At 65.4% G+C, this 23,541-nt stretch carries 17 protein-coding genes; 16 read left to right on the top strand and 1 reads right to left on the bottom strand.

Going from position 1 to position 23,541, the window contains the following annotated elements; translation table 11 throughout:
- The first annotated feature begins 24 nt into the window (after positions 1-24).
- The 5 genes from osmF to ACFOLG_RS08545 are packed head-to-tail and all read left to right on the top strand — an operon-like array spanning position 25 to position 4,598.
- Complete coding sequence (osmF, locus tag ACFOLG_RS08525; protein WP_386090742.1) at positions 25-948, top strand: glycine betaine ABC transporter substrate-binding protein OsmF; 924 nt, start codon at positions 25-27, stop codon at positions 946-948.
- Positions 945-2,129, top strand: a complete 1,185-nt coding sequence (locus ACFOLG_RS08530) for an ABC transporter permease (RefSeq protein ID WP_386090745.1) — start codon at positions 945-947, stop codon at positions 2,127-2,129. The genes osmF and ACFOLG_RS08530 overlap by 4 nt, the downstream gene beginning before the upstream one ends.
- Positions 2,113-3,048 (top strand): ABC transporter ATP-binding protein, encoded by a 936-nt coding sequence (locus ACFOLG_RS08535; protein WP_386090747.1) that lies wholly within the window; start codon positions 2,113-2,115, stop codon positions 3,046-3,048. Before ACFOLG_RS08530 ends, ACFOLG_RS08535 begins: the two co-directional genes overlap by 17 nt.
- Entirely contained in the window at positions 3,045-3,803 is a 759-nt protein-coding gene (locus ACFOLG_RS08540; RefSeq protein WP_386090749.1) for an ABC transporter permease, read from the top strand. Before ACFOLG_RS08535 ends, ACFOLG_RS08540 begins: the two co-directional genes overlap by 4 nt.
- Positions 3,804-3,806: 3 nt before the next feature.
- On the top strand, positions 3,807-4,598 hold the full coding sequence (locus ACFOLG_RS08545; protein ID WP_386090751.1) for a phosphate/phosphite/phosphonate ABC transporter substrate-binding protein: 792 nt from the start codon (positions 3,807-3,809) through the stop codon (positions 4,596-4,598).
- A 145-nt stretch (positions 4,599-4,743) separates the two neighbouring features.
- Here ACFOLG_RS08545 and ACFOLG_RS08550 read toward each other — a convergent pair whose 3' ends face one another.
- Positions 4,744-6,780 carry a methyl-accepting chemotaxis protein gene (locus ACFOLG_RS08550; RefSeq protein ID WP_386090753.1) on the bottom strand — a complete coding sequence of 679 codons (2,037 nt, stop codon included), beginning with the start codon at positions 6,778-6,780 and terminating at the stop codon, positions 4,744-4,746.
- A 358-nt stretch (positions 6,781-7,138) separates the two neighbouring features.
- Here ACFOLG_RS08550 and mnmC point away from each other — a divergent pair, with 358 nt between their 5' ends.
- The 11 genes from mnmC to ACFOLG_RS08605 all read left to right on the top strand — a co-directional run bounded on the left by mnmC (position 7,139) and on the right by ACFOLG_RS08605 (position 23,492).
- Positions 7,139-9,124 carry a bifunctional tRNA (5-methylaminomethyl-2-thiouridine)(34)-methyltransferase MnmD/FAD-dependent 5-carboxymethylaminomethyl-2-thiouridine(34) oxidoreductase MnmC gene (gene mnmC / locus ACFOLG_RS08555; protein WP_386090755.1) on the top strand — a complete coding sequence of 662 codons (1,986 nt, stop codon included), beginning with the start codon at positions 7,139-7,141 and terminating at the stop codon, positions 9,122-9,124.
- A gap of 179 nt (positions 9,125-9,303) precedes the next feature.
- Positions 9,304-11,877 (top strand): ATP-dependent chaperone ClpB, encoded by a 2,574-nt coding sequence (gene clpB / locus ACFOLG_RS08560; RefSeq protein ID WP_386090757.1) that lies wholly within the window; start codon positions 9,304-9,306, stop codon positions 11,875-11,877.
- 247 nt (positions 11,878-12,124) lie between these two features.
- Complete coding sequence (locus ACFOLG_RS08565; RefSeq protein ID WP_386090760.1) at positions 12,125-14,107, top strand: site-specific recombinase; 1,983 nt, start codon at positions 12,125-12,127, stop codon at positions 14,105-14,107.
- Between the two features lie 684 nt (positions 14,108-14,791).
- Entirely contained in the window at positions 14,792-15,724 is a 933-nt protein-coding gene (gene cyoA / locus ACFOLG_RS08570) for a ubiquinol oxidase subunit II (RefSeq protein WP_386090762.1), read from the top strand.
- A gap of 7 nt (positions 15,725-15,731) precedes the next feature.
- A complete protein-coding gene (gene cyoB / locus ACFOLG_RS08575; protein ID WP_386090764.1) occupies positions 15,732-17,771 on the top strand; it encodes a cytochrome o ubiquinol oxidase subunit I in 2,040 nt (679 codons plus the stop codon).
- A 6-nt stretch (positions 17,772-17,777) separates the two neighbouring features.
- Positions 17,778-18,395: a cytochrome o ubiquinol oxidase subunit III gene (gene cyoC, locus ACFOLG_RS08580; RefSeq protein ID WP_386090767.1), complete on the top strand. Its 618-nt coding sequence runs from the start codon at positions 17,778-17,780 to the stop codon at positions 18,393-18,395.
- Positions 18,395-18,721 (top strand): cytochrome o ubiquinol oxidase subunit IV, encoded by a 327-nt coding sequence (gene cyoD, locus ACFOLG_RS08585; RefSeq protein WP_386090769.1) that lies wholly within the window; start codon positions 18,395-18,397, stop codon positions 18,719-18,721. Before cyoC ends, cyoD begins: the two co-directional genes overlap by 1 nt.
- Positions 18,679-19,647 carry a heme o synthase gene (cyoE, locus tag ACFOLG_RS08590; protein ID WP_386090771.1) on the top strand — a complete coding sequence of 323 codons (969 nt, stop codon included), beginning with the start codon at positions 18,679-18,681 and terminating at the stop codon, positions 19,645-19,647. Before cyoD ends, cyoE begins: the two co-directional genes overlap by 43 nt.
- 136 nt (positions 19,648-19,783) lie before the next feature.
- Complete coding sequence (locus tag ACFOLG_RS08595) at positions 19,784-20,263, top strand: DUF805 domain-containing protein (RefSeq protein ID WP_386090773.1); 480 nt, start codon at positions 19,784-19,786, stop codon at positions 20,261-20,263.
- Complete coding sequence (locus ACFOLG_RS08600; protein ID WP_386090775.1) at positions 20,260-22,473, top strand: FAD-binding protein; 2,214 nt, start codon at positions 20,260-20,262, stop codon at positions 22,471-22,473. The genes ACFOLG_RS08595 and ACFOLG_RS08600 overlap by 4 nt, the downstream gene beginning before the upstream one ends.
- Complete coding sequence (locus ACFOLG_RS08605; RefSeq protein ID WP_386090777.1) at positions 22,473-23,492, top strand: hypothetical protein; 1,020 nt, start codon at positions 22,473-22,475, stop codon at positions 23,490-23,492. Before ACFOLG_RS08600 ends, ACFOLG_RS08605 begins: the two co-directional genes overlap by 1 nt.
- Positions 23,493-23,541: the final 49 nt, after the last annotated feature.

The following is a 23,541-nucleotide window of genomic DNA, read 5'->3' on the forward strand; positions in this document are numbered from 1 at the left end:
CCATTTCCAACCCGAGGACACACCATGAACAAACGCAGCCTGCTGTCACTGTCGCTACTCACCCTGCTGAGCTTGGGACATGGCGCCACCGCCTTTGCCGCGGACACCATCCGCGTTGGCTCGAAAATCGACACCGAAGGCGCTCTTCTGGGCAACATCATCGTGCAGGTGCTGGAAGCCAACGGCATCAAGACCACCAACAAGGTATCGCTGGGCAACACCAAGGTAGTGCGCGGCGCCATCACCGCCGGCGAGATCGACATCTACCCGGAATACACCGGCAACGGCGCCTTCTTCTTTGCCGATGAAAAGAACCCGGCTTGGAAAAATGCCGACGCCGGCTACCAGCTGGTGAAAAAGCTGGACCAGAAAAAAAACCAGCTGACCTGGCTGACACCATCCCCTGCCAACAACACCTGGGCGATCGCCATCCGCAAGGACGTGGCCAACGCCAACAAGCTGAAAACGCTGAGCGACCTTGGCCGCTATATCAGCAGTGGCGGCAACTTCAAGCTGGCGGCTTCGGCCGAGTTCATCGAACGCCCGGATGCACTGCCGGCGTTCCAGAGCGCCTACGGCTTCAAGCTCAAGCAGGATCAGCTGCTGACCCTGGCCGGCGGTGACACCGCCGTCACCATCAAGACCGCCGCCGAGCAGACTTCCGGCGTGAATGCCGCCATGGCCTATGGCACCGATGGCCCAGTGGCGGCACTGGGATTGGTAACCCTGGACGATGTGAAAGGCGTGCAGCCGATCTACGCGCCGGCACCCATCATCCGTGCCGATGCCCTCGCCAAGCAGCCGCGCATCGCCCAGTTGCTCGCCCCGGTGTTCCGCTCGCTGAGTAGCGCCACCCTGCAGCAGCTCAATGCCAGCATTGCCATCGAAGGCAAGGATGCCCGCAAGGTGGCCGCCGGCTATCTGAAGAGCAAGGGCTTCATCAAGTGAGCGCAAGCCCGGCACGCAACCGCCACCTGGCCAGGCCGGACCGGGCCTGGCTGCTGCTGGCGCTGCTGCTGGCAGGCGGCTGCACGCTGCCGTTTCTCACCCATGCGGCCAACCGTCTGCTTACCGGGCACGGCATTGTGCTGACCGCGCTGCCTGGCCAGCTGGCATGGCTGCTGCTCGCACCGCTCGGGCTACTGCTAGCCTCGCCCTGGCTGCCAGGCAGCCGCCGCTGGCTGTGGCTGCGGCTGTTGGCCGCCGCCCTGCTCGGCAATGCCTTGCCGTGGCTGGCCGGCAGCAGCGCATGGCTGCTGGACGGCGATATCGAGTCGCTGGCACGCATCTCCTTTGGCGGCGGCTTCTGGCTGCTGCTGCTGGGCAGCCTGCTGTGTTACATGGAAAGCTGCCGTCGCCTTGCACTGCCACCCCCGTACCGGGCCGCGCTGACACTGGCGGCGCTGCTACCCGCCGGCTGGTTGCTGGCCAGCGGCCAGCTGGATCAATTGTCGCTGCTGCGGGAGTACGACAACTTTCGCGACAGTTTCGACAGCGCGCTGCAGCAGCATGTGCAGCTGGTGCTGCTGTCGCTGCTGCCAGCGCTGCTGCTTGGCTCCGCGCTCGGGCTGCTCGCCTTTCGGCTGGCCCGCCTGCGCGACTGGGTGTTTCCCGCGCTCAATATCGTGCAGACCATCCCCTCCATCGCTCTGTTCGGCCTGTTGATCGGGCCGCTGGCATGGCTGGGCAAACAGCTGCCGGGCAGCGGCATCGCCGGCGTCGGCATGCTACCCGCGGTGGTGGCCCTCACCCTGTACTCACTGCTGCCACTGGCGCGCGGCACCTATGCCGGGTTGCAGCAGGTACCCGCCGAGGTGCGCGACGCCGCCCGCGGCATCGGCATGACCGGCTGGCAGATCTTCCTGCGCGTGGAGCTGCCGCTGGCGCTACCAGTGTTCATCGGCGGCGTACGCATTACCGCGGTGCAGGCAGTCGGGTTGGCCGTGGTCGCCGCGCTGATCGGCGCCGGCGGCTTTGGCGCCATCATGTTCCAGGGCCTGTCCGGCAGCGCACTGGACCAGGTGCTGCTGGGCGTACTGCCGGTAGTGGCACTGGCCATCGCCATGGATGCCGCTTTCAAACTGGCCATCGCCTGGCTAGACAGGAAAAACCATGATCGAGATTTCTAACGTCAGCAAACGTTTCCAGCACAGCAACGCGGTGGACGGGCTGACGCTGCAGATCGCCACCGGCGAGCTGACCGTGCTCATCGGCACCTCCGGCTCCGGCAAATCCACCACTCTGAAAATGATCAACCGCCTGATCGAGCCGGACAGCGGCAGCATCCGCCTGGCCGGCGCAGACATCCGCCAGCAGAGCCCGGAAGTGCTGCGCCGCCACATCGGCTATGCCATCCAGTCGGTCGGCCTGTTCCCGCACTGGACGGTGGAGCAGAACATCGCTGCGGTGCCGGCGCTGCTCAAGTGGCCGGCGGCACGCATCCGCGAGCGCGTTACCGAGCTGCTGGAACTGCTGCACCTGCCGGCGGAAACCTTTCGCCAGCGCTACCCGCACCAGCTGTCCGGCGGACAGCAACAGCGGGTAGGCGTGGCGCGGGCGCTGGCCGCCGACCCGGAAGTGCTGCTGATGGACGAACCGTTCGGCGCGCTGGACCCGGTCACCCGCGGCAGCCTGCAGCAAGAACTGGCGCGCATCCAGAAACTGTCCGGCAAGACCATCGTGCTGGTGACCCACGACATCGACGAAGCATTGCAGCTGGGGCAGCACATCGTGCTGATGGACAAGGGCCGCATCGTGCAGCAGGGCAAGCCGGAAAGCTTCCTGCTGCAGCCGGCCAATGATTTTGTGCGCGATTTTGTCGGCCAGAGCGATGCCGGCGTGCGCCTGCTGGGGCTGACCACCGTTGCCAGCCGGGTGCAAGCCACCGCCCGCGCCGACGGTGAGCCGATCCGCAGCGACTGCACCCTGCGCGAGGCCTTGTCGCAATTCGTCAGCCGCCAGGTGGACCGCCTGCCGGTGGTCAACGAACAGGGTCAGCATGCCGGCGCCCTGCTGTTCTGCGACTTGCTGGGCGGGCGGGCATCATGATGCGCCTCTTGCTACGCGCGCTGCTCGCCCGCCGCGCCCTGTTGCTGGCCGGCGGCCTGCAGCTGGCCGCCCTGCTGCTGTTGCCGCACGCCGCGCCGCTGTTTGCCTGGCTGTTTCCCGAGCTGGATCGCCCGCTGTACCTGCAGGAAGACTTCCTCACCCTGGTGCTGGCGCACCTGGGCATCGTGCTGGCCTCCAGCGGCATTGCCGTGCTGCTGGGCGCCGGCGCCGGGCTGCTGGTGTCGCGCACCGCCTGGCGCGAGCTGCGGCCGCTGTTCGAGACCGTCATCGCCATCAGCCAGTCGCTGCCACCGGTGGCCGTGCTGGCGGTGGCGGCGCCGCTGATCGGCTTTGGCGAATGGCCGGCACTGATCGCGCTGGTGCTGTACGGCCTGCTGCCGGTGGCACACGGCACGCTCAGCGGACTGGACGCCATCCCCGCCCACCTGCGCGAAGTGGCACTGGGCATGGGCATGACGCCGGCGCAGATTCTGCGCCAGGTAGAGCTGCCGTTGGCCGCACCGGTCATCCTGGCCGGCATCCGCACCTCGGTGGTGATCAATATCGGCACCGCGGCCATTGCCTCCACCGTGGGCGCCAAGACGCTGGGGCTACCGATCATCGTCGGGCTCAGCGGCTTCAATACCGCCTACGTGATCCAGGGCGCGCTGCTGGTGGCGCTGCTGGCGGTGGTGGTCGATCAACTGTTCGAGTGGCTGGCGCTGTGGCTGGCCCCGCAAACCGCGGCGGAGTGAGCCATGCTGTGCAGCCTGCCGATGTACCCGCACGCCGCGCCGGCGCTGGCCGAACTCTGGGGCGCACTGCGCCAGCGCCTGCAGGCCGGCGGGCTGGCAGAGCTGCCGGCCACGCTGATGCAGCCGGACGACTACCTGGCGCACTGGCGCGCGCCGCAACTGCTGCTGAGCCAGAGTTGCGGCTACCCGGTCGCCGCCTTGCTGGCGGACACGGTCACCGTACTGGGAGCGTTTCATTACGAGGTACCCGGCTGTCGCGGCTACCACTACAGCAGCCAGCTGCTGGTGCGCCACGACGACCCGCGGCAGCAGCTGGCCGATTTTCGCGGCGCCCGCGCCGCCTGCAACGAAGCTCACTCGCAGTCCGGCTACCATGCGCTGCGCAGCCTGGTGGCGGCACTGCCGCAGCCGCAACCGTTTTTCAGCGAGGTGCGGTTCAGCGGCGGCCACCGTTATTCCGCCCGTCTGGTGGCCGACGGCAGCACCGACATCGCCGCGCTCGACTGCGTCAGTGCCTGGCTGCTGGCCAGGGAGGAACCACAGGTATTCGCCCAGTTGCGCTGCATCGGCCACAGCGCCCTCGTCCCCGGCCTGCCGCTGATCACCGGAAGGCACACGCCGCCGGCCGTGGTGCAACTACTGCGCCAGTCGCTGGCTGACTGCGTTGCCGACCCCGCGCTGCAAGCCACGCTGCAGCTGCTGCGCATCCGCGGCTTTACACCACTGAGCAATGACGACTACCTGCCGTTGCGGCAACGGGCTGCGGCCAACCTTGCGCACCTGGGAGCGTGGTAGCGACCAGGGATGCACCGCCGCATGGCGACCCAAGACCGGCGGGTGTTCACGAGGGAAGCCGCCTGCGTCGCAAGCAACACAGCCGCCGCCGCGCATAAAAAAACGGGCCTTGACGGCCCGTTTTTGCTGGTAGGTCACCGCTGGCTCAGGTACGGAACACATTCACCTCATCGCGCAGCGCATTGGCCAGCCCGGTCATGTGCTGCGCGGTTTCCGCCGAGCGGTTGGCCGCCTCGTTGCTCACCCCGGCCAGGTTCGCCACCTGCTCCACCTGGGTCACGATCTGCTGTACGCTGGCGCGCTGCTCCACCAGCCGCTGGTGAATCTGCGTCACCACCGCCATGGTCTCGCGCGACGCCTCCAGAATGCTGTCGATGGCGTGACGCGCCTCGCCGGTGATGGCGGCGCCGTTGGCAGCCAAGGTTACCGACTGGCGCATGGCGTCCACCGCCGAGCCGGTGGCTGTCTGCATCGAGCCGATCATGCCGGAGATCTCGCCGGTGGCCGCGCTGGTGCGCTCGGCCAGCTTGCGCACCTCGTCCGCCACCACGGCAAAGCCGCGGCCCATCTCGCCGGCCCGCGCCGCCTCGATCGCCGCGTTCAGCGCCAGCAGGTTGGTCTGTTCGGCGATGTCGTGGATCACGCCGATGATGGTGGAAATCTGCTGTGCGCTGTCTTCCAGGCTGCGCAGGCTGCCGGCGGCGGCATCCAGCGTGCCGGAGATGCGGTTCACTTCCTCCACCGCCGCCACCAGGCTGCGACTGCCCTGCGTCGCCGCGTCGCTGGACGCGCTGGCGGCGCGGCTGGCTTCGCCGGCCACCTGCTCGATCTGGTGCACGCTGCCACCCAGCTGCTGGCTGTAGCCGTGCATCAGCGTGGCGCTCTCGCGCTGCTCGCCGGACGAGTTGGCCGCAGCAGCCGCCTTGTCCGCCAGCTCGCGTGCGGCCAACTCCAGCTCGGAGGCATGCTCGCTGGTGCGATTCAGCGCATGGCGGAAGTTTTCCAGCAGGCTGTTGATGGCATCAGCCACCTCGCCCACTTCGTCGCGGCGCGCCACGTCGATGCGCCGCGTCAGGTCGTGGCTGTCGCGCACCTCACCCACCGCCCGCACCAGCATGCGCACCGGGCGCCCCACCAGCCGGCCGGTCAGCACCCACAGCGCCAGCGACATCAGCACCAGCAGCAGCACGCAGCCGCCGATCAGCCCCTGCAGCAGCAGGCGGTTGTCACGCTGCAGCTCGCTGGCCAGCTCGTCGCTGACGATCAGCCAGCCCCAGGCATCCAGCCGCTGCCAGCTGAGCATGTGCTCCACCGGCTTGCCGTTGTCGCCCGGCAGCCGCACCGCCAGGCTGCCGCTCTTGCTGTCCAGCAGCGCCTGCAGGTACGGCTGGCCACTGGTGTCCAGATCCTTGTCCACGCCGCGGCCGGACAGCTTGGGGTGCAGCACGAAGCGGCCGTAATCCCGCCCGCCCTTGTTCACGTCCACGATATTGATATGGCCGGATTCGCCGATGCGCACCTTGGTCAGCCGCGCCAGAAGGCCACCCACGCCCTCGCTGGCGCCGATGGCCACCGAGGTGGCGCCCACCACCTTGCCCTGCTCGTCCTTGATCGGACTGAAGCTGACCACGTATTCCTTATCGAACAGCACCATCTTGCCCTGGTAGGGCATGCCCTTCAGCAGCCGCTCGTAGGCGGCGCTATCGCGCTCCAGCTTGCTGCCCACCGCGCGCTTGCCGTCGGCGGTCAGCAGCGAGGTGGAGATGCGTACGAAATCATCGCCCGCGCGCACCAGCACCGCGGCGGCATTGCCGCTGCGGATGGCGAACTCGCCGGCCAGATCGTGGTTGTTGTTGAGCACCATGTCGCCGGCCTTCAGCACCGGCACCTCGCCGGCGCCTTCCAGCGCCATATTCTGCCCCGGCACCAGGGTAATGGCAGCCGGGAAGCTGGCCACATACATGCGCTCGAATTGCGCCGCGGAAATCTTCAGCGCGTCGTCGAAGCCCTCGATCATGTTCACCGACTGGCTGATCAGCTGCTGCTGCACCGCCTGGGTGCGCGCCTGCAGCAGCTTTTGCGAGAAGTAATAGGCAGGCAGCATGAATGCCGCCACCAACAGCACCATCAGAACGACCTGGGCCAGCACCAGCCGCGTGCCGATACGCATCGCGTGTTTCATTTCCGTCTCCACGTTTCAAGGGCGCGCTGTCATGGATCTCATGCACCGCGTCTGTAATAGGCTGTCGATTCTATAGAACCTGTCACGACTGACATGCAAATTATCGGCCAGCTTTGCCGGCGCCCGCCGCACTGGCGACTGTAGACAATCAAATATCTATACATTTCATACGCTTGCCGGCGCCACCCGCCCTGCCGAGGCTGTACCCTGCGCACCACACTGGCGGCTGGCCGCGCCGGACACGGGGCAAAGCCGGCCGCAACGGCACAAATCTTGCGCCAGCGCGTGTCTGCCGGCGCCAACTGCGGGCATACTATGCGCCGTTCAGAAGTTACCTCGCTTGCAGCGCAGCACAATCATGTCCTCCCCCATTCAAAGCGCCCGTATCGACTGGAGCAGCGGCCAACCCCGTTCCAGCGATTACGACGACGTGTATTTCTCCCGCAATAGCGGCATCGACGAAACCCGCCACGTGTTCATCGCCAACAACCAGCTGCCGCAGCGCTTTGCCGCGCTGGGCGAGCACGGCCTGTTCTGCATCGGCGAAACCGGCTTCGGCACCGGGCTGAACTTCCTGGTGGCATGGCAGACCTTTCTGCAGCACGCGCCGCCCAGCGCGCGGCTGGCGTTTGTCAGCACCGAGAAGCACCCGCTGCGCCCGGACGACCTGCAGCGCGCACTGGCGCTGTGGCCGCAACTGGCGCGTGAGGCCGGGCAGCTGCTGCAGCAATACGCCGAACTGCCGCCCGGCTGGCACCGCTTCGTCCTGGAAAACGGCCGCGTCACGCTGACTCTGCTGGTAGGCGATGCGCTGGACACCCTGCCGCAGCTGGATGCCCGCATCGATGCCTGGTTCCTGGACGGCTTTGCCCCGGCGCGCAACCCGGAAATGTGGCAGCCGGCACTGTTTGCGCAACTGGTGCGGCTGTCCGCCGCCGGCGCCACCCTCGCCACCTTCACCTGCGCCGGCAGCGTGCGCCGCGGGCTGCGCGAGGCAGGTTTCAGTGTAGGAAAGGTGCCGGGCCACGGCAGCAAATGGGCGATGTGCCGCGGCAGCCTACCGCAGGCGCCGACCGCCAGCTGGCAGGCGCCGTGGTACGCCCGCCCGGCACTACCCGCCGGCGAGCGCAGCGCCATCGTGATCGGCGCCGGCATTGCCGGCGCCAGCGTGGCGCACAGCCTGGCGCTGCGCGGCTGGCAGGTGACGGTGCTGGATCGCCAGCCGGCGCCGGCCAGCGAAGCCTCCGGCAACCCGCAGGGCGTGCTGTACACCAAGCTGTCGCCGCACTTCACCCCGCTTACCCGCCTGCTGCTGGCCGGCTACAGCTACAGCCTGCGCACCCTGCACGCGCAGCTGCCGCCGGGCGAAGACAGCTGGCAGCCCTGCGGCGTCTTGCAGCTGGCGCACGATGCCGGCGAGCAAAAACGGCAGCAAGGCTTGGCCGCCGCCGGTCTGCCCGAGGGCCTGCTGCGCGCAGTCGATGCCGACGAAGCCAGCACGCTGGCCGGCATCCCGCTAAGCCAGTCGGCGCTACACTTCCCGCAAAGCGGCTGGCTGCACCCGCCGGCGCTGGTGCGGCAGCTACTGGCGCATCCCAATATCCGGCTGCTGCAGGGCGTCAGCGTCAGCGAGCTGGTACAACGCGGCAGCGACGGCCACTGGCTGGCCCACGGCGCGCAGGGCGAACTGGCCAGCGGTCGCATCGCGGTGCTGGCCAATGCCAACGATGCCCGCCTGTTCCCCGCCAGCAGCCACCTGCCGCTGAAAGCCATCCGCGGGCAGGTGTCGGTGCTGCCCGCCACCGCCGCCAGCCGGGCATTGCAGAGCGTGATCTGCGGCGAAGGCTATATCTCGCCGGCGCGTCATGACAGCCACTGCTTTGGCGCCACCTTCAAGTTTGAGCAGCCGGCCGGCGACACCACGCCGGGCGAGCACGAGGAGAATCTGGCCATGCTGGCCGATATGGCGCCGGCGCTGTACCAGGCGCTGGGCGGCGAGCGGCTGGGCGCCGACGACTGCAGCGGCCGCGCCGCACTGCGCTGCACCAGCCCGGACTACCTGCCCATCGCCGGGCCGCTGGTGGACCGCGACGCCTTTGCCGCGCAGTACGCGATGCTGGCGCGCGACGCCACGCTGCAGCCGGAGACGGCGGCGCCGGAGCTTCCCGGCCTGTTCGTGACCACCGCGCACGGCTCGCGCGGCATGGTCACCGCGCCGCTGTGCGGCGAAGTGCTGGCCAGCCTGCTGGAAGACGAGCCGCTGCCGCTGCCCAAACCGCTGATGGACGCCATCCACCCCAGCCGCTTCCTGCTGCGAGCGCTGATCCGCAAGCAGCCGCAATAGATCAAAGGTTGGCCGCATGCGGCCAACCTTTGCCCACCAGCCCGCGCCCTTCGCGGGCTGTTTTTTTGTCTACCATCAAACCACGCCGCAAACGCAGCGCCTGTTGCCGGCAGGTGCTTGAAATCCGGCAACGCCTGCCCAAACTTGCAGGTATTCAAGCGTTACACGAGGTGCATGGCATGCGATTCGAAAAACTGACCACCAAGTTTCAACAGGCGCTGGCCGAGGCGCAAAGCCTGGCGCTGGGCGAGGACAATGCCTACATCGAGGCACAGCACGTGCTGCTGGCGATGCTGGACGACGCCGACAGCGGCGTCGGCAGCCTGCTGGCGCGCGCCGGCGTCAACAGCGGCGCGCTGAAGAACAGCCTGCGCGACGCGCTGGCCCGGCTGCCGAAAGTCACCGGCACCGGCGGCGAGATCACCGTGTCGCGCGAGCTGGGCAATCTGCTGAACCTCACCGACAAGGCGGCGATGAAACGCGGCGACCAGTTCATCGCCAGCGAGCTGTTCCTGCTGGTGCTGGCCGACGACAAGGGCGAAACCGGCCGTCTGCTCAAGCAGCACGGCGGCAGCAGCGCCGCCATCCACGCCGCGGTAGACGCGGTGCGTGGCGGCGACAACGTGGACAGTGCCGATGCCGAGAACCAGCGCGAGGCGCTGAAGAAATTCACCCTCGACCTGACCGAACGCGCCCGCGCCGGCAAGCTGGACCCGGTAATCGGCCGCGACGACGAGATTCGCCGCGCCATCCAGGTGCTACAGCGCCGCACCAAGAACAACCCGGTGCTGATCGGCGAGCCGGGCGTGGGCAAGACCGCCATCGTCGAGGGCCTGGCGCAGCGCATCGTCAACGGCGAGGTGCCGGAAAGCCTGAAGCACAAAAAATTGTTGGTGCTGGACATGGCCGGGCTGATCGCCGGCGCCAAGTTCCGCGGCGAGTTCGAAGAGCGGCTGAAGGCGGTGCTGAACGACATCGCCAAGGATGAGGGCAACATCATCCTGTTCATCGACGAGATCCACACCATGGTCGGCGCCGGCAAGGCCGACGGCGCCATGGATGCCGGCAATATGCTCAAGCCGGCGCTGGCGCGCGGCGAGCTGCACTGCCTGGGCGCCACCACGCTGGACGAGTACCGCAAGTACATCGAGAAGGATGCCGCGCTGGAGCGCCGCTTCCAGAAGGTGCTGGTGGACGAACCGACGGTGGAAGACACCATCGCCATCCTGCGCGGCCTGCAGGAAAAGTACGAGATCCACCACGGCGTGGACATCACCGACCCGGCCATCGTCGCCGCCGCCGAACTGAGCCACCGCTACATCACCGACCGCTTCCTGCCGGACAAGGCCATCGACCTGATCGACGAGGCCGCCTCCAAGATCAAGATGGAGCTGGACTCCAAGCCGGAAGAAATGGACAAGCTGGACCGCCGCCTGATCCAGCTGAAGATCGAGCGCGAGGCGGTGAAGCGTGAAACCGACGAGGCCTCCCGCAAGCGCCTGCAGCTGATCGAGGACGAAATCGACGAGCTGTCGCGCGACTACGCCGACCTGGAGGAAATCTGGAAGGCGGAGAAAGCCAGCCAGCAAGGCAGCCAGTCGATCAAGGAAGAGATCGAGCAGCTGAAAGTGGAGATGGATGAACTGAAGCGCCAGGGCAACTGGCAGCGCCTGGCCGAGCTGCAGTACGGCAAGCTGCCGCAGCTGGAAGGCCGCCTCAAGGATGCCGAGGCCGCCGGCAGCAACGACAAGCCCAACCGCCTGCTGCGCACCCAGGTCGGCGCCGAGGAGATTGCCGAGGTGATCTCGCGCATGACCGGCATTCCGGTGGCCAAGATGCTCACCGGCGAGCGCGAGAAGCTGCTGCATATGGAAGAGGTGCTGCACCAGCGCGTGGTGGGCCAGAACGAGGCAGTGACCGTGGTGGCCGACGCCATCCGCCGCTCGCGCTCGGGCCTGGCCGACCCCAACCGCCCGTACGGCTCCTTCCTGTTCCTCGGCCCCACCGGCGTGGGCAAGACCGAGCTGTGCAAGGCGCTGGCCGGCTTCCTGTTCGACAGCGAGGAGCATCTGATCCGCGTCGACATGTCCGAGTACATGGAGAAGCACTCGGTGGCGCGGCTGATCGGCGCGCCACCCGGCTATGTCGGCTACGAGGAAGGCGGCATGCTCACCGAGCAGGTGCGCCGCAAGCCGTACAGCGTGATCCTGCTGGATGAAGTGGAAAAGGCGCACCCGGACGTGTTCAACGTGCTGCTGCAGGTACTGGACGACGGCCGCCTGACCGACGGCCAGGGCCGCACCGTGGACTTCAAGAACACGGTGATCGTGATGACCTCAAACATGGGCAGCCAGCACATCCAGAGCATGGCCAGCGACGACTACCAGGTGGTGAAGTTGGCGGTGCTGGCCGAGGTGAAGGCGCACTTCCGCCCCGAGTTCGTCAACCGCATCGACGAGCTGGTGGTATTCCACAGCCTGGGTGAGGCGCAGATCAAGTCCATCGCCCGCATCCAGCTGAAACGGCTGGAACAGCGGCTGGCCAAGCTGGAGATCAGCCTGCAGGTGAGCGATGCGGCGCTGAGCCTGATCGCCGACGCCGGCTTCGACCCGGTATACGGCGCGCGACCGCTGAAACGGGCGATCCAGAGCGAGATCGAGAACCCGCTGGCCAAGGCGATTCTGGCCGGCAACTACCCGCCAAAATCCACCATCATGGTGGACGCGCGCGCCGGCCAGCTGCAGTTCGACTAGGCCATCCGCCACGCCAAGCATGCGGCCAACCTGCCCAGGGTTGGCCGCATTTTTCTTGCCCGCTGCGCTGCGGCCGGCAAAAAATTATTGAACTCCGGCCCGCAACGGCTTGTCTGTCATGAAGCCTGTTCAGGCTATTCGCCTGGTGTGCAGCCCTCGCGGCCGGCATGCCACTTGTCTTGCCATTCCCCGTCCGCCCGGCCAAGGCGCCGTCACGACGGGCATCGACCCTCATTCTGGAAACCGCATGGATCAACTGCTTAACAAGCTGGCCACGCGCCAGCCGGATGAATCCCCCGTCGCCGCCCTGGCCACGCTGCTGGCCCAGCTGCGGCCGGACGATGCCGACGACTTTGTGCAGGCCACCAGCAACCTGCGTGCCCTCACCTACCTGCTGAGCCGGCATGACTCGCATCGCGCCGCGCTGCGCCACGCGCTGCTGGACCTGATGGCGCAAGCGCGCCAGGTGCAGCTGTACACCGACACCGGCCTGCTTTCCAACGAAACCTTCGCCCAGGCCATCAAGCGCCGCATCGGCGAGCGGCTGCTGCCGCCGGCGCGCTCCAGCGCGCACCTGGCCGACCAGTTCGGCGTGATTTTTTCCGGCAAGGACGACTACCGCTGGGTGGGCGCCGTCGCGGCGGAGGTGTGGCAGGAGCTGTGGCAGGCGCTGGCCTGGCACGAAGAAACGTTGGCCGCGGCCAACCCTACCCGGCTGCAGCTGCTGGAGGCGGTGCAGGTGCTGACCGCGCGCATCACCGCCATCGGCCTGGAGCCGGAGCTGGTGCGGGTGTACCCGGACATCGAGCGCTTCGAGTCGCCGTTCCTGCACCTGTCGGCCGAGGCGCTGCATTTTGTCGAATCCGCGCGCCAGGCGATGAGCGAGCCGACGCTGCAGCCGGAAGACAACAAGCAGATGCTGGTGCTGCTGGAGCAGTGCGAGCAGCTGCTCGGCCGGCTGCGCAAGGTGGCGGCCGAGCGCGGCGTGTCGGTCAGCCTGACCTACCACCTGCAGCGGCTGGCGCAGCACATCGAGCGGCTGCGCACCGTGCTGCGGCTGCTGGACCAGGACATCAGCCCGGCGCAGGACGGTGCACTGTTCCACCTGCTGGCGGAGCTGGTGCGCGCCGAGAACCGCAAGTACAGCGTGCGCGACGTGTTCACCAGCAACACCGAGCTGCTGGCGCGCCAGGTCACCGAGCATGCCGGCCGCCACGGCGAGCACTATATCGCCGAGAACCGCAAGGAATGGAAGGACATGGCGCGGGCGGCGATGGGCGCCGGCATGATCGTCGGCTTCATGGCGCTGTTCAAGCTGCTGCTGGCCAAGCTGCACCTGCCGCTGCTCTGGGAGGCGCTGGCCTTCGGCCTCAACTACGCGCTGGGCTTCATGCTGGTGCACGTGCTGCACTTCACCATCGCCACCAAGCAGCCGGCGATGACCGCGGCGCGCATTGCCGCGGTGATTCACCAGGCCAACGGCAAGCCGCAGCTGAAGGAGCTGGCCGAGCTGGTGGCCAAGGTGCTGCGCACCCAGCTGGTGGCGATTCTCGGCAATGTGCTGGTGGCGATTCCGGTGGCGTGGCTGATCGCCGCCGGCTGGAAGGCGGTGACCGGCAGCCCGGTGATTGACATCGCCAAGGCCAGCCATTTGCTGCAGGACCAGAACCCGATCGGCAGCCTGGCGCTGCTGCATGCCGCCATTGCCGGCGTGTACCTGTTCCTGGCCGGGCTGATCGCCGGCTACTACGACAACAAGGCCATCTACCGGCAGATTCCGCAAAGGTTGGCCGCATTGCCGTGGCTGAACCGGCTGCTGGGCGAGCGCCGCACCCGCCGGCTGGCGCACTACGTGGAACACAATCTGGGCGGCCTGGCCGGCAATTTCTACTTCGGCATGTTCCTCGGCATCACCGGCACGGTGGGTTTCCTGCTGGGGCTGCCGCTGGACATCCGCCATATCACCTTCTCGTCGGCCTACCTGTCCTACGCCGCGGTGAGCTACGACTACCAGCTGCCGCTGAGCATGGCGCTGTGGGCGCTGGGCGGGGTGGTGCTGATCGGCATGACCAACCTGCTGGTGAGCTTCACCCTGGCGCTGTGGGTGGCGCTGCGCGCGCGCAAGCTCAAGGGCACCGATGCGTTGCCGCTGCTGCCGGCGGTACTGCAGCTGGCGCTACGGCGGCCGAAGGATTTCCTGATTCCACCGGCCGACAAGAGCGGGCACTGAGCAGCGGCCGGCGCCACCCAGGGCAGCGCAATGCGCTGCCCTTTTTTCGACCGGCATCAAACAATGCCGAATCTGCCACGCCATTTTGCAAAACTCATGACATAGATCATGGCGACACTTGCATTTTCATGAATCTTTTTTGTAACAACTTGTAACACAAGCAAAACAGGCCGTAAGCATAGTCGCTGTGATTTCAAGCACTTGCTGCACAGCAGCAAAATAGTTGGCCACACGCAAGGCCAGAATGCGACCGCTTTGTATCCGTGCCTCGCCGCCACACCTTGAAGCGGATCGCGAAATCGCTTTCAATCGCGCCCGTCCAGTCATACCAAGGATGGAATGACCACCCCATTCCATTCGCTTTTCCGTTCTTCAAAGCGAAGTACCTGACTCGTTCCGCCAGCCTTTTACCGGGCACGGCAAGCGTTGCGCCCGCCCACCCCTGCCGTGGCGCCCCGCTTGCCCTGGCCGCAGTCGCCAGTCGGGCAGCGAATGTTCGCTGTCATGCCATCAGGTTTGGACAGCCGCCGGGCCACCTGCCCGCGGCGGTGCACCGGCGCACTGTCCGACCCGGCCGTTTCCGGCCCGCCTCCCACCGTCCGCACACAGCACGTACCCGGCCTGTCGCACCGCCAACGCGGTGTCCGCAAGCAAAGTTACGTTTAAAACCACCAAGGTCGCAGGATGATAAAACGCACACTTCCCCACATTTCAAGATGGCTAGGGCTTGGCATTACCGCCCTGCTCGCCGGCTGCAAGGGGGGCATTCTCGACCCCAAGGGCCAGGTAGCCGCCGACGAAAAATCCCTGATCATCACCGCCACGCTGCTGATGCTGCTGGTGGTGGTGCCGGTGATCGTGATGACCATCGCCTTCGCCTGGAAATACCGCGCCAGCAACGAAAGCGCCACCTACACGCCGAAATGGTCGCACTCCGGCAAGATCGAAGCGGTGGTGTGGATCATCCCCATCATCATCGTGACCTTCCTGGCCATCGTGACCTGGAACAGCACCCACAAGCTGGACCCGTACCGCCCGCTGGATTCCAGCGTCAAGCCGATCAACGTGCAGGTGGTGTCGCTGGACTGGAAATGGCTGTTCATCTACCCGGACCTGAACATCGCCTCGGTGAACCAGCTGGCGTTCCCGGCCAACACCCCGGTGAATTTCAAGATCACCTCCGACGCGGCGATGAACTCGTTCTTCATTCCGCAGCTGGGCGGCCAGATCTACTCGATGGCGGGCATGCAGACCAAGCTGCACCTGATCGCCAACGAAGCCGGCAGTTATGACGGCATGTCGGCCAACTACAGCGGCGCCGGCTTCTCCGGCATGAAGTTCAAGGCGCTGGCGCTGAACAGCCAGGCCGAGTTCGACAGCTGGGTGCAGAAGGCCCGCGCCGGCCAGCCGCTGGATGCGGCCAACTATGCCGCGCTGCTCAAGCCGAGCGAGAGCAACCCGGTGCAGTACTTCTCTTCCGTCACCCCCGGCCTGTTCTACGGCGTGCTGAACAAGTACATGGCCGGCCACCAGACCGCGATGGAATCCGGCCTCAGCGCCAGCCAGCTGGCCGTGCTCAGCAAGAGCCTGTGCGCCCCCGCAGCAGTCAAGGAGTAATCAAGCAATGTTCGGAAAACTGACTCTGGAAGCAATACCCTTCCACGAGCCCATCATCATGGGGGCGCTGTCCGGCGCCGGCCTGCTCGGCCTGGCCCTGATTGCCGCCATCACCAAGTTCGGCAAGTGGGGCTACCTGTGGAAAGAGTGGCTGACTTCGGTCGACCACAAGAAAATCGGCGTGATGTACATCATCGTGGCGCTGGTGATGCTGCTGCGCGGCTTTGCCGACGCACTGATGATGCGCACCCAGCTGGCGATGGCCACCGGTGGCGCGCACGGCATCTTCCCGCCCGAGCACTACGACCAGATCTTTACCGCCCACGGCGTGATCATGATCATCTTCATGGCCATGCCGTTCATGACCGGCCTGATGAACATCGTGGTACCGCTGCAGATCGGCGCCCGCGACGTGGCCTTCCCGTTCCTGAACTCGCTGAGCTTCTGGCTGCTGGTGGCCGCTGCGGCACTGGTGAACCTGTCGCTGGGCGTGGGTGAATTCGCCCGTACCGGCTGGGTAGCCTACCCGCCGCTGTCCGAGCTGGCCTACAGCCCGGGCGTGGGGGTGGATTACTACATCTGGGCGCTACAGATATCCGGCATAGGCACCACGCTGACGGCGATCAACTTCCTGGTGACCATCCTCAAGATGCGCGCCCCGGGCATGAAGCTGATGCAGATGCCGATCTTCACCTGGACCTGCACCTGGGCCAACGTGCTGATCGTCAGCTCGTTCCCGATCCTGACCGGCGCGCTGGCGATGCTGACCCTGGACCGCTACCTGGACTTCCACTTCTTCACCAGTGAAGCCGGCGGCAACCCGATGATGTACCTGAACCTGTTCTGGGCATGGGGCCATCCTGAGGTGTACATCCTGGTACTGCCGGCCTTCGGCGTGTTCTCCGAAGTGATCTCCACCTTCTCCGGCAAGCGCCTGTTCGGCCACACCTCGATGATCATCGCCTCCGGCGTGATCACCGTGCTGGGCTTCATGGTATGGCTGCACCACTTCTTCACCATGGGCTCCGGCGCCAGCGTCAACGCCTTCTTCGGCATCGCCACCATGGTGATCTCGGTGCCTACCGGCGTGAAGCTGTTCAACTGGCTGTTCACCATCTACCGCGGCCGCCTGCGCTTCACCGCGCCGGTACTGTGGACCCTGGGCTTCATGATCACCTTCTCCATCGGCGGCATGACCGGCGTGCTGATGGCGGTACCGGGCGCAGACTTCGTGCTGCACAACAGCCTGTTCCTGATCGCCCACTTCCATAACACCATCATCGGTGGTGCGGTGTTCGGCTACCTGGCCGGCTTCGCCTTCTGGTTCCCGAAAGCCTTCGGCTTCAAGCTGGACGAGCGCCTGGGCAAGGCATCGTTCTGGTTCTGGCAGACCGGCTTCTACTTCGCCTTCGTGCCGCTGTACATCCTGGGCTTCCTGGGCATGACCCGCCGCCTGAACCACACCGACAACCCGCTGTGGACCCCGTGGCTGTACGCCGCCTGCATCGGCGCAGTGCTGATCGCCATCGGCATCGGCTGCCAGCTGCTGCAGCTATACGTGAGCCTGCGCAAGCGCAAGGAACTGGTGGATGTGTCCGGCGACCCGTGGAATGGCCATACCCTGGAGTGGTCCACTTCCTCGCCGCCGCCGTTCTACAACTTCGCCACCCTGCCGCAGGTGCATGACATCGACGCGTTCACCGACATGAAGGAAAAAGGCGTGGCCTACGACATTCCCAAGCAGTACGCGCCGATCCACATGCCGAAGAACACCGCGGCCGGCGTCTACATCGGCGGCTTCACCCTGGTGTGCGGCTTCGCGCTGATCTGGCACATCTGGTGGCTGTCCATCGTTGGCCTGGTGGGCATCATCGCCAGCATGCTGGCCCGCGCCTACGACAACGACAAGGACTACTACGTGCAGCCGGAAGAAGTGGCAGCCATCGAGCGCGAGCGCTTCGAGAAGATGGGCATCGACTTCGACCGTTACGAGGAGCGCGATACCAGCGCCCGTCCGCACAAGGCCAAAACTCTGGAGCAGGTGTAAGCAGCCATGACTTCGCAAGTAAACGCATTGCATGACCACGATCATGCGCACGACCACGAGCATCACGACGCCGGCGCCAGCGTAGAGCTGGGCTTCTGGCTGTACCTGATGACCGACTGCATCCTGTTTGCCAGCGCCTTTGCCGCCTATGCGGTACTGGTGGGCAACGTGGCAGGCGGTGTTGCCGGCCACGACATCTTCGAACTGAAGTTCGTGCTGGTGGAAACCTTCGCGCTGCTGTTCTCCAGCATCACCTACGGTTTCGCCATGATCAGCGGCCACAAGGGCAACAAGGCCGGCCTCCTGGGCTGGCTGGCGGTGACCTTCCTGTTCGGCGCCACCTTCATCGGCATGGAGCTGCACGAGTTCGGCGCGCTGATCGCCGAGGGCCACGGCCCGGACAAGAGCGCCTTCCTGTCCGGCTTCTTCGCCCTGGTGGGCATGCACGGCCTGCACGTGACCGCCGGCCTGCTGTGGATGGTGGTGATGATGCTGGAAGTGCTCAAGACCGGCCTCACCGGCCGCGCCATGACCCGCCTGAACTGCCTGAGCATGTTCTGGCACTTCCTCGACATCGTGTGGATCTGCGTATTCACCGTGGTGTATCTGAAAGGGGCGATCTGATGAGCCACTCTCACGACCACGCCGCCAGCCATGGCAGCGTTTCGTCCTACCTGACCGGCTTCGTGCTGTCGGTGATCCTGACCGTGATCCCGTTCTGGCTGGTAATGAACGGCGGCCTGAACCCGCACGACACCCTGCTGACCATCGCCGGCTTCGCCGTGGTACAGATCCTGGTACACCTGAAGTACTTCCTGCACCTGAACTTCAGCAGCGAGGGCCGCGTCAACAGCCTGGCCTTCCTGTTCACCGCGCTGGTGATCGTGCTGCTGGTGGTGCTGTCGGTATGGATCATCTTCAGCGCCGACGCGCTGATGATGCCAAGCTGAGTGCGGCCAACGTGAAGCTCAAGCGCTATCTGCAGGTCACCAAGCCGGGCATCATCTTCGGCAACCTGATCTCCACCGCCGGCGGTTACCTGCTGGCGGCACAGGGTCATGTCGACCTGCTGCAGATGCTGGCCACCCTCATCGGCTTGTCGCTGGTGGTGGCTTCCGGCTGCTCGCTGAACAACTGCGTGGACCGCGACATCGACAGCAAGATGGCGCGCACCAAGGGCCGCGTACTGGTAACCGGCGCCATGTCGCTGCGCGCGGCGCTGGCGCACGGCATCGTGCTCGGCATCGCCGGCTTTGCCACCCTGTGGTTCGGCACCAACGCGCTGGCCACCGCCTGCGCGCTGTTCGGCTTCGTGATCTACGCCGGCGTGTACAGCCTGTACATGAAGCGCAAGTCGGTATACGGCACCGTGGTGGGCAGCCTGTCCGGCGCGGTACCGCCGGTAGCCGGCTACTGCGCCGCCACCGGCCGCTTCGACCTGGGCGCCGCCATCCTGCTGCTGATGTTCTGCCTGTGGCAGATGCCGCATTCCTACGCGATTGCCATCTTCCGCTTCCAAGACTACCAGGCGGCCGGCATCCCGGTGCTGCCGGTGGTGCGCGGCGTATCGGCGGCCAAGCGCCAGATCGTGCTGTACATCCTGGCCTTCACCGCCGCCACCTGCATGCTGATGCTGGGCGGCTACGTCGGCTACGGCTACCTGGTAGTGGCGCTGGCCACCAGCCTGTGGTGGCTGAAGATGGCACTGTCCGGCCGCAAGGCCGACGTGGACGATCGCGTGTGGGCACGCCAGGTGTTCGCCTTCTCCATCGTCACCATCACCGCGCTGAGCGTGATGATGGCAGTGGACAGCCGCATGGCGGTGCCCAGTGCCGCCGGCGGGCAGTTGGCCGCACTGCTGCAGGTGTTTGCCTGAGACGGGGCTACACGGGTATCAATCCGGCAGCAATGACAATCGGCCGCAGAGCAATCTGCGGCCGATTTTTATTTGCCGTTCGCTTGGCTATACCTGCTTGCCCGGCCGCGGCCCGGCTTTGCCCATATCTGAATTATTGGCTATCACTGAAACTGCTGATGACAGCACTCTTGCCATCGGGATATCTTGCGGGGTCGTTTCCAAGCAAAACCGTCAAAAAACATCGGAGGACGCCGTGGCCTGGGTTCAGCTGTTTTTCTCATTCTCTGGACGCTTGCGCCGCAGCAGCTGGTGGGCGAGCACAACTTTGCTGCTGGCGGCTTTCATCACCCTGAGCCTTGCCCTTGATTCCCAGCTGGGGCGTATTGCTTCGCTGCTACTGCTGCTGCCATTTGGCTGGATGGCAATGGCGCTGGCGGTCAAGCGCCTGCACGATGGCGGCCGCTCGGTCTGGCAGCTGCTGTGGCTACTGCTGCCGGTCTTCGGTCCACTATTGATTGCCTTCCGGCTAACTTGCCTGCGCGGCACGGTGGGCGAGAACCAATACGGCGAAGACCCCTATATCGTTCATCGCGACTACTTGCAGGTGAATATCCACACAAAGGGGCCGGCATGATCGTCAACGATGTTACCCAGCTTAATCCAGTGCCGGTATTTGCGATCTCGGCACCAACGTCGGTGGCAGAAGTCCAAGATGCACTCGCTCGCACAGACGGCCCGGTATCGGTCGGCGGCGGTCATTTCAGCATGGGCGGGCAGACGGCAAGCCCCGGCAGCCTGCACCTGGATATGCGCCAGCTAAACCGGGTACTGGGCTTCGACCCTCAGGCAAGGACGATACGCGTACAGGCCGGCATCCGCTGGTGCGACATCCAGGCCTTTATCGATCCGCATGAACTATCGGTCATGATCATGCAGACCTATGCCAACTTCACTGTCGGCGGCTCGCTGTCGGTCAATGCGCATGGACGTTATATGGGCGTGGGGCCGATTGTCCTGTCGGTGCGGCAAATCGCCCTGGTCTTGCCGGACGGTCGGCTAGAACAAGCCAGCCCCAGCCAGCAGCCTGCGCTGTTCTATGCCGCCATTGGCGGCTATGGCGCCATCGGCATCATCGTCGAGGTCGAATTGCAGCTGACCAACAATGTGCGCGTGCAGCGCAGCAGCCGCAAGATGTCACTGGCCAATTACGGCCCGTGGTTCGGCCCGCAGGTACGAGAGGAGCGCGGCGTGGTGTTCCACAATGCCGACCTCTACGCGCCACACTACCAAAAGCTCAGGGCGGTCAGCTGGACGGAGACCAAGCACCCGGTCACGGTGACGCAGCGCCTGCACAGCCATCGCCGGCTATACCCGCTGCACAAATACTTGCTGTGGGCCATGTCCGAAACCCCGTTGGGGCGCGAACGCCGCGAGCACCTGCTCGACCCCCTGCTGTACCTGGGCAAGCCGGTGCACTGGCGCAACTACGAGGCGGGTTACGATGCCGCCGAACTGGAGCCGCTATCACGCCTGCAGCGCACCTATGTGCTGCAGGAATACTTCATACCTGTCGGCCAGCTGGAGCAGTTTGTGCCGAAAATGGCAGAAATCCTGCAGCGCCATCGTGCCAATGTGCTCAACATCTCCATTCGCCACGCCGCCGCAGACCCCGGCACCCTGCTGGCCTGGGCACGGGGCGAGACATTTGCCTTCGTGCTGTACTACAAGCAGCGAACACGCCGCAACGCCTGCAACCGGGTAGCCATCTGGACACGGGAGCTGATCGAGGCGGTGCTGTCGGCAGGTGGAACCTATTACCTGCCCTACCAATTGCACGCCACACCCGAGCAATTCCACCGTGCCTATCCGGGGGCCTTGTCCCTGTTTGCCCTCAAGCGGCAACTCGACCCACACTACCGACTGCGCAATGCGCTGTGGGACAAATACTACGCGCCCACCCTCAACGCCACCCCGCCGCCGCGCCCACCGCGTGGCGACTTCGATGCCATCTACAGTGACACCGTCTGGCAGGATCACTTCTACCGCTTTCTGCAAAACGTCTTCCATCTTTACCCGGAAGACCGCTTCCACACTTTGATTCTGGATTCAGTGCTCGAGGGTGGCGGCGACGAAGCCATCTACCGCCGCATCCAGGCGAACCTGCGGACCATCAAGCCCATCCTCGCCGAGCTCCGCTACGCGCTGCCCGCCCTGGCCAAACAAAAGCGCGAAATGACACGCCAGACCCTGCAACTGCTGGGCGAGCGGCGACGCTTTCTTGGCTATGTCGAGATCGGCAGTACCGGGCGCTACCTCAGCCAGCTGCAGCACGCCTTGCGGCTACAGGGCGATCGGGTACTGATTCATGATCGCGCCCCAGGTAACAGCCCCGTCGATGTTGTCGAACGCGGCGGTCTGCGGCAGCTGGCCCGTTTTGTCCCGCTAGGCGATTACGCCCCCATCGCCAGCAATGACATTGCCGACCAGAGCGTGGAGCTGGTGAGCTGCTACATCGGCCTGCATCACATCGCACCGGACAAGTTGATGCCTTTCCTGGCAAGCATCGCGCGGATCCTGGCACCGGGCGGCACCTTCATCCTGCGCGACCACGATGTCAATAATCCGCAGATGGCGGCATTCGTATCCCTGGCGCACACAGTGTTCAATGCCGGCCTGGGCGAGCCGTGGTCGGTCAATGTCGCCGAGCGCCGCCATTTCGTCGATATCGCCACCTGGGTCGAACGCCTGGCGCAAGTCGGCCTGCGTGACAGTGGCCAACGCCTGCTGCAAGCGCACGACCCCAGCCACAATGTGCTGATGGCCTTCACCAAGGAGGCTTACTGATGCGCCGCCTTGTCTTGCTGAGCCTGCTGCTGGTTAGCCTGCTGGCTGTCAGCGGCCCCATCACCCCCGATGCCAACCGCCGCAACGAGGAGCAGACTTTCCTGACCTATCCCGAATGGTTTCTGGTGCACAGCCCGGCTGAATACGCGCGCTATGCAGCGGCCGACCGGCCGCTGAGCGACTTCCCGTTCTGGGGCCATATCCGTCAACTGTGGGCCAGCTATGCCCGCGTGACCGAGGCCACCGCCAGCTACCCGCTCAACACCGGCTATCACGTCATGATTCTGGTGATCGCCAGCAGCTCCACCGTCGAATACGGCCTGCGGCTGGCCTACGAACGCACCCTTGGCCGACTGGGCGAATGGCTGCGTGGCCCGGCCCCGACCGTGGAAGAACGCTACGCGGCCCGGGTTGCGCAGGATTATGTGAACTTCATCCGCGTCCTGCCCTGGTATGAATACGATTTCGCGCAGGCCATGCATGGGCTATGGCAACTCCCCGCCGGTGGGGACAGCCTGTTCCGCAAATGGGAGCGGCGCTACGCGCTGAGCAGCGAATATCTGGTCAAGGCAGGCTATGGCTGGTTGATCAAGCAAGCCACCCAGGCCAGCTATGGCAAGGAGCTGCTGACCACCCTCGTGGTACTCGACCAGCCTGCCGCTCCAGACGCACAGCTGCCGGATGTTCACCTGCTGCAAACACTGCCGGATGGCCGCCAATTGCTCAGCCTGCCGCGCTACGAAGCCTTCCGCTCCCATGCAGAGGCGTTGGCGCAGCAAGGCGCCAATTTTCACGAAATTGCCGGCAACCCGCCACACGCCAAGTTACTGCTCACCATACTGGCGCCAGCCAACTGGCAGCCGGGCAGCGGCAAAGACCAACTGCTATTCGAGCAGCCACTACTAACCGAACCCACGCGCAAGCGCGTTGCACTGGTCACGCGTGTTGGCCAGCTTGGTGAGCGTCTGCGCCAGCTACACAAGCAACCGGTCGAGCTTGAGCATATCTACGACTACTGAGCGACGGCTTGCTTTGCCACCTCCCCCGCCCAGCGCCACGCGCAGGCGT

The organism is Vogesella facilis (genome assembly GCF_042648525.1).
In the GTDB taxonomy this organism is placed as follows: domain Bacteria; phylum Pseudomonadota; class Gammaproteobacteria; order Burkholderiales; family Chromobacteriaceae; genus Vogesella; species Vogesella facilis.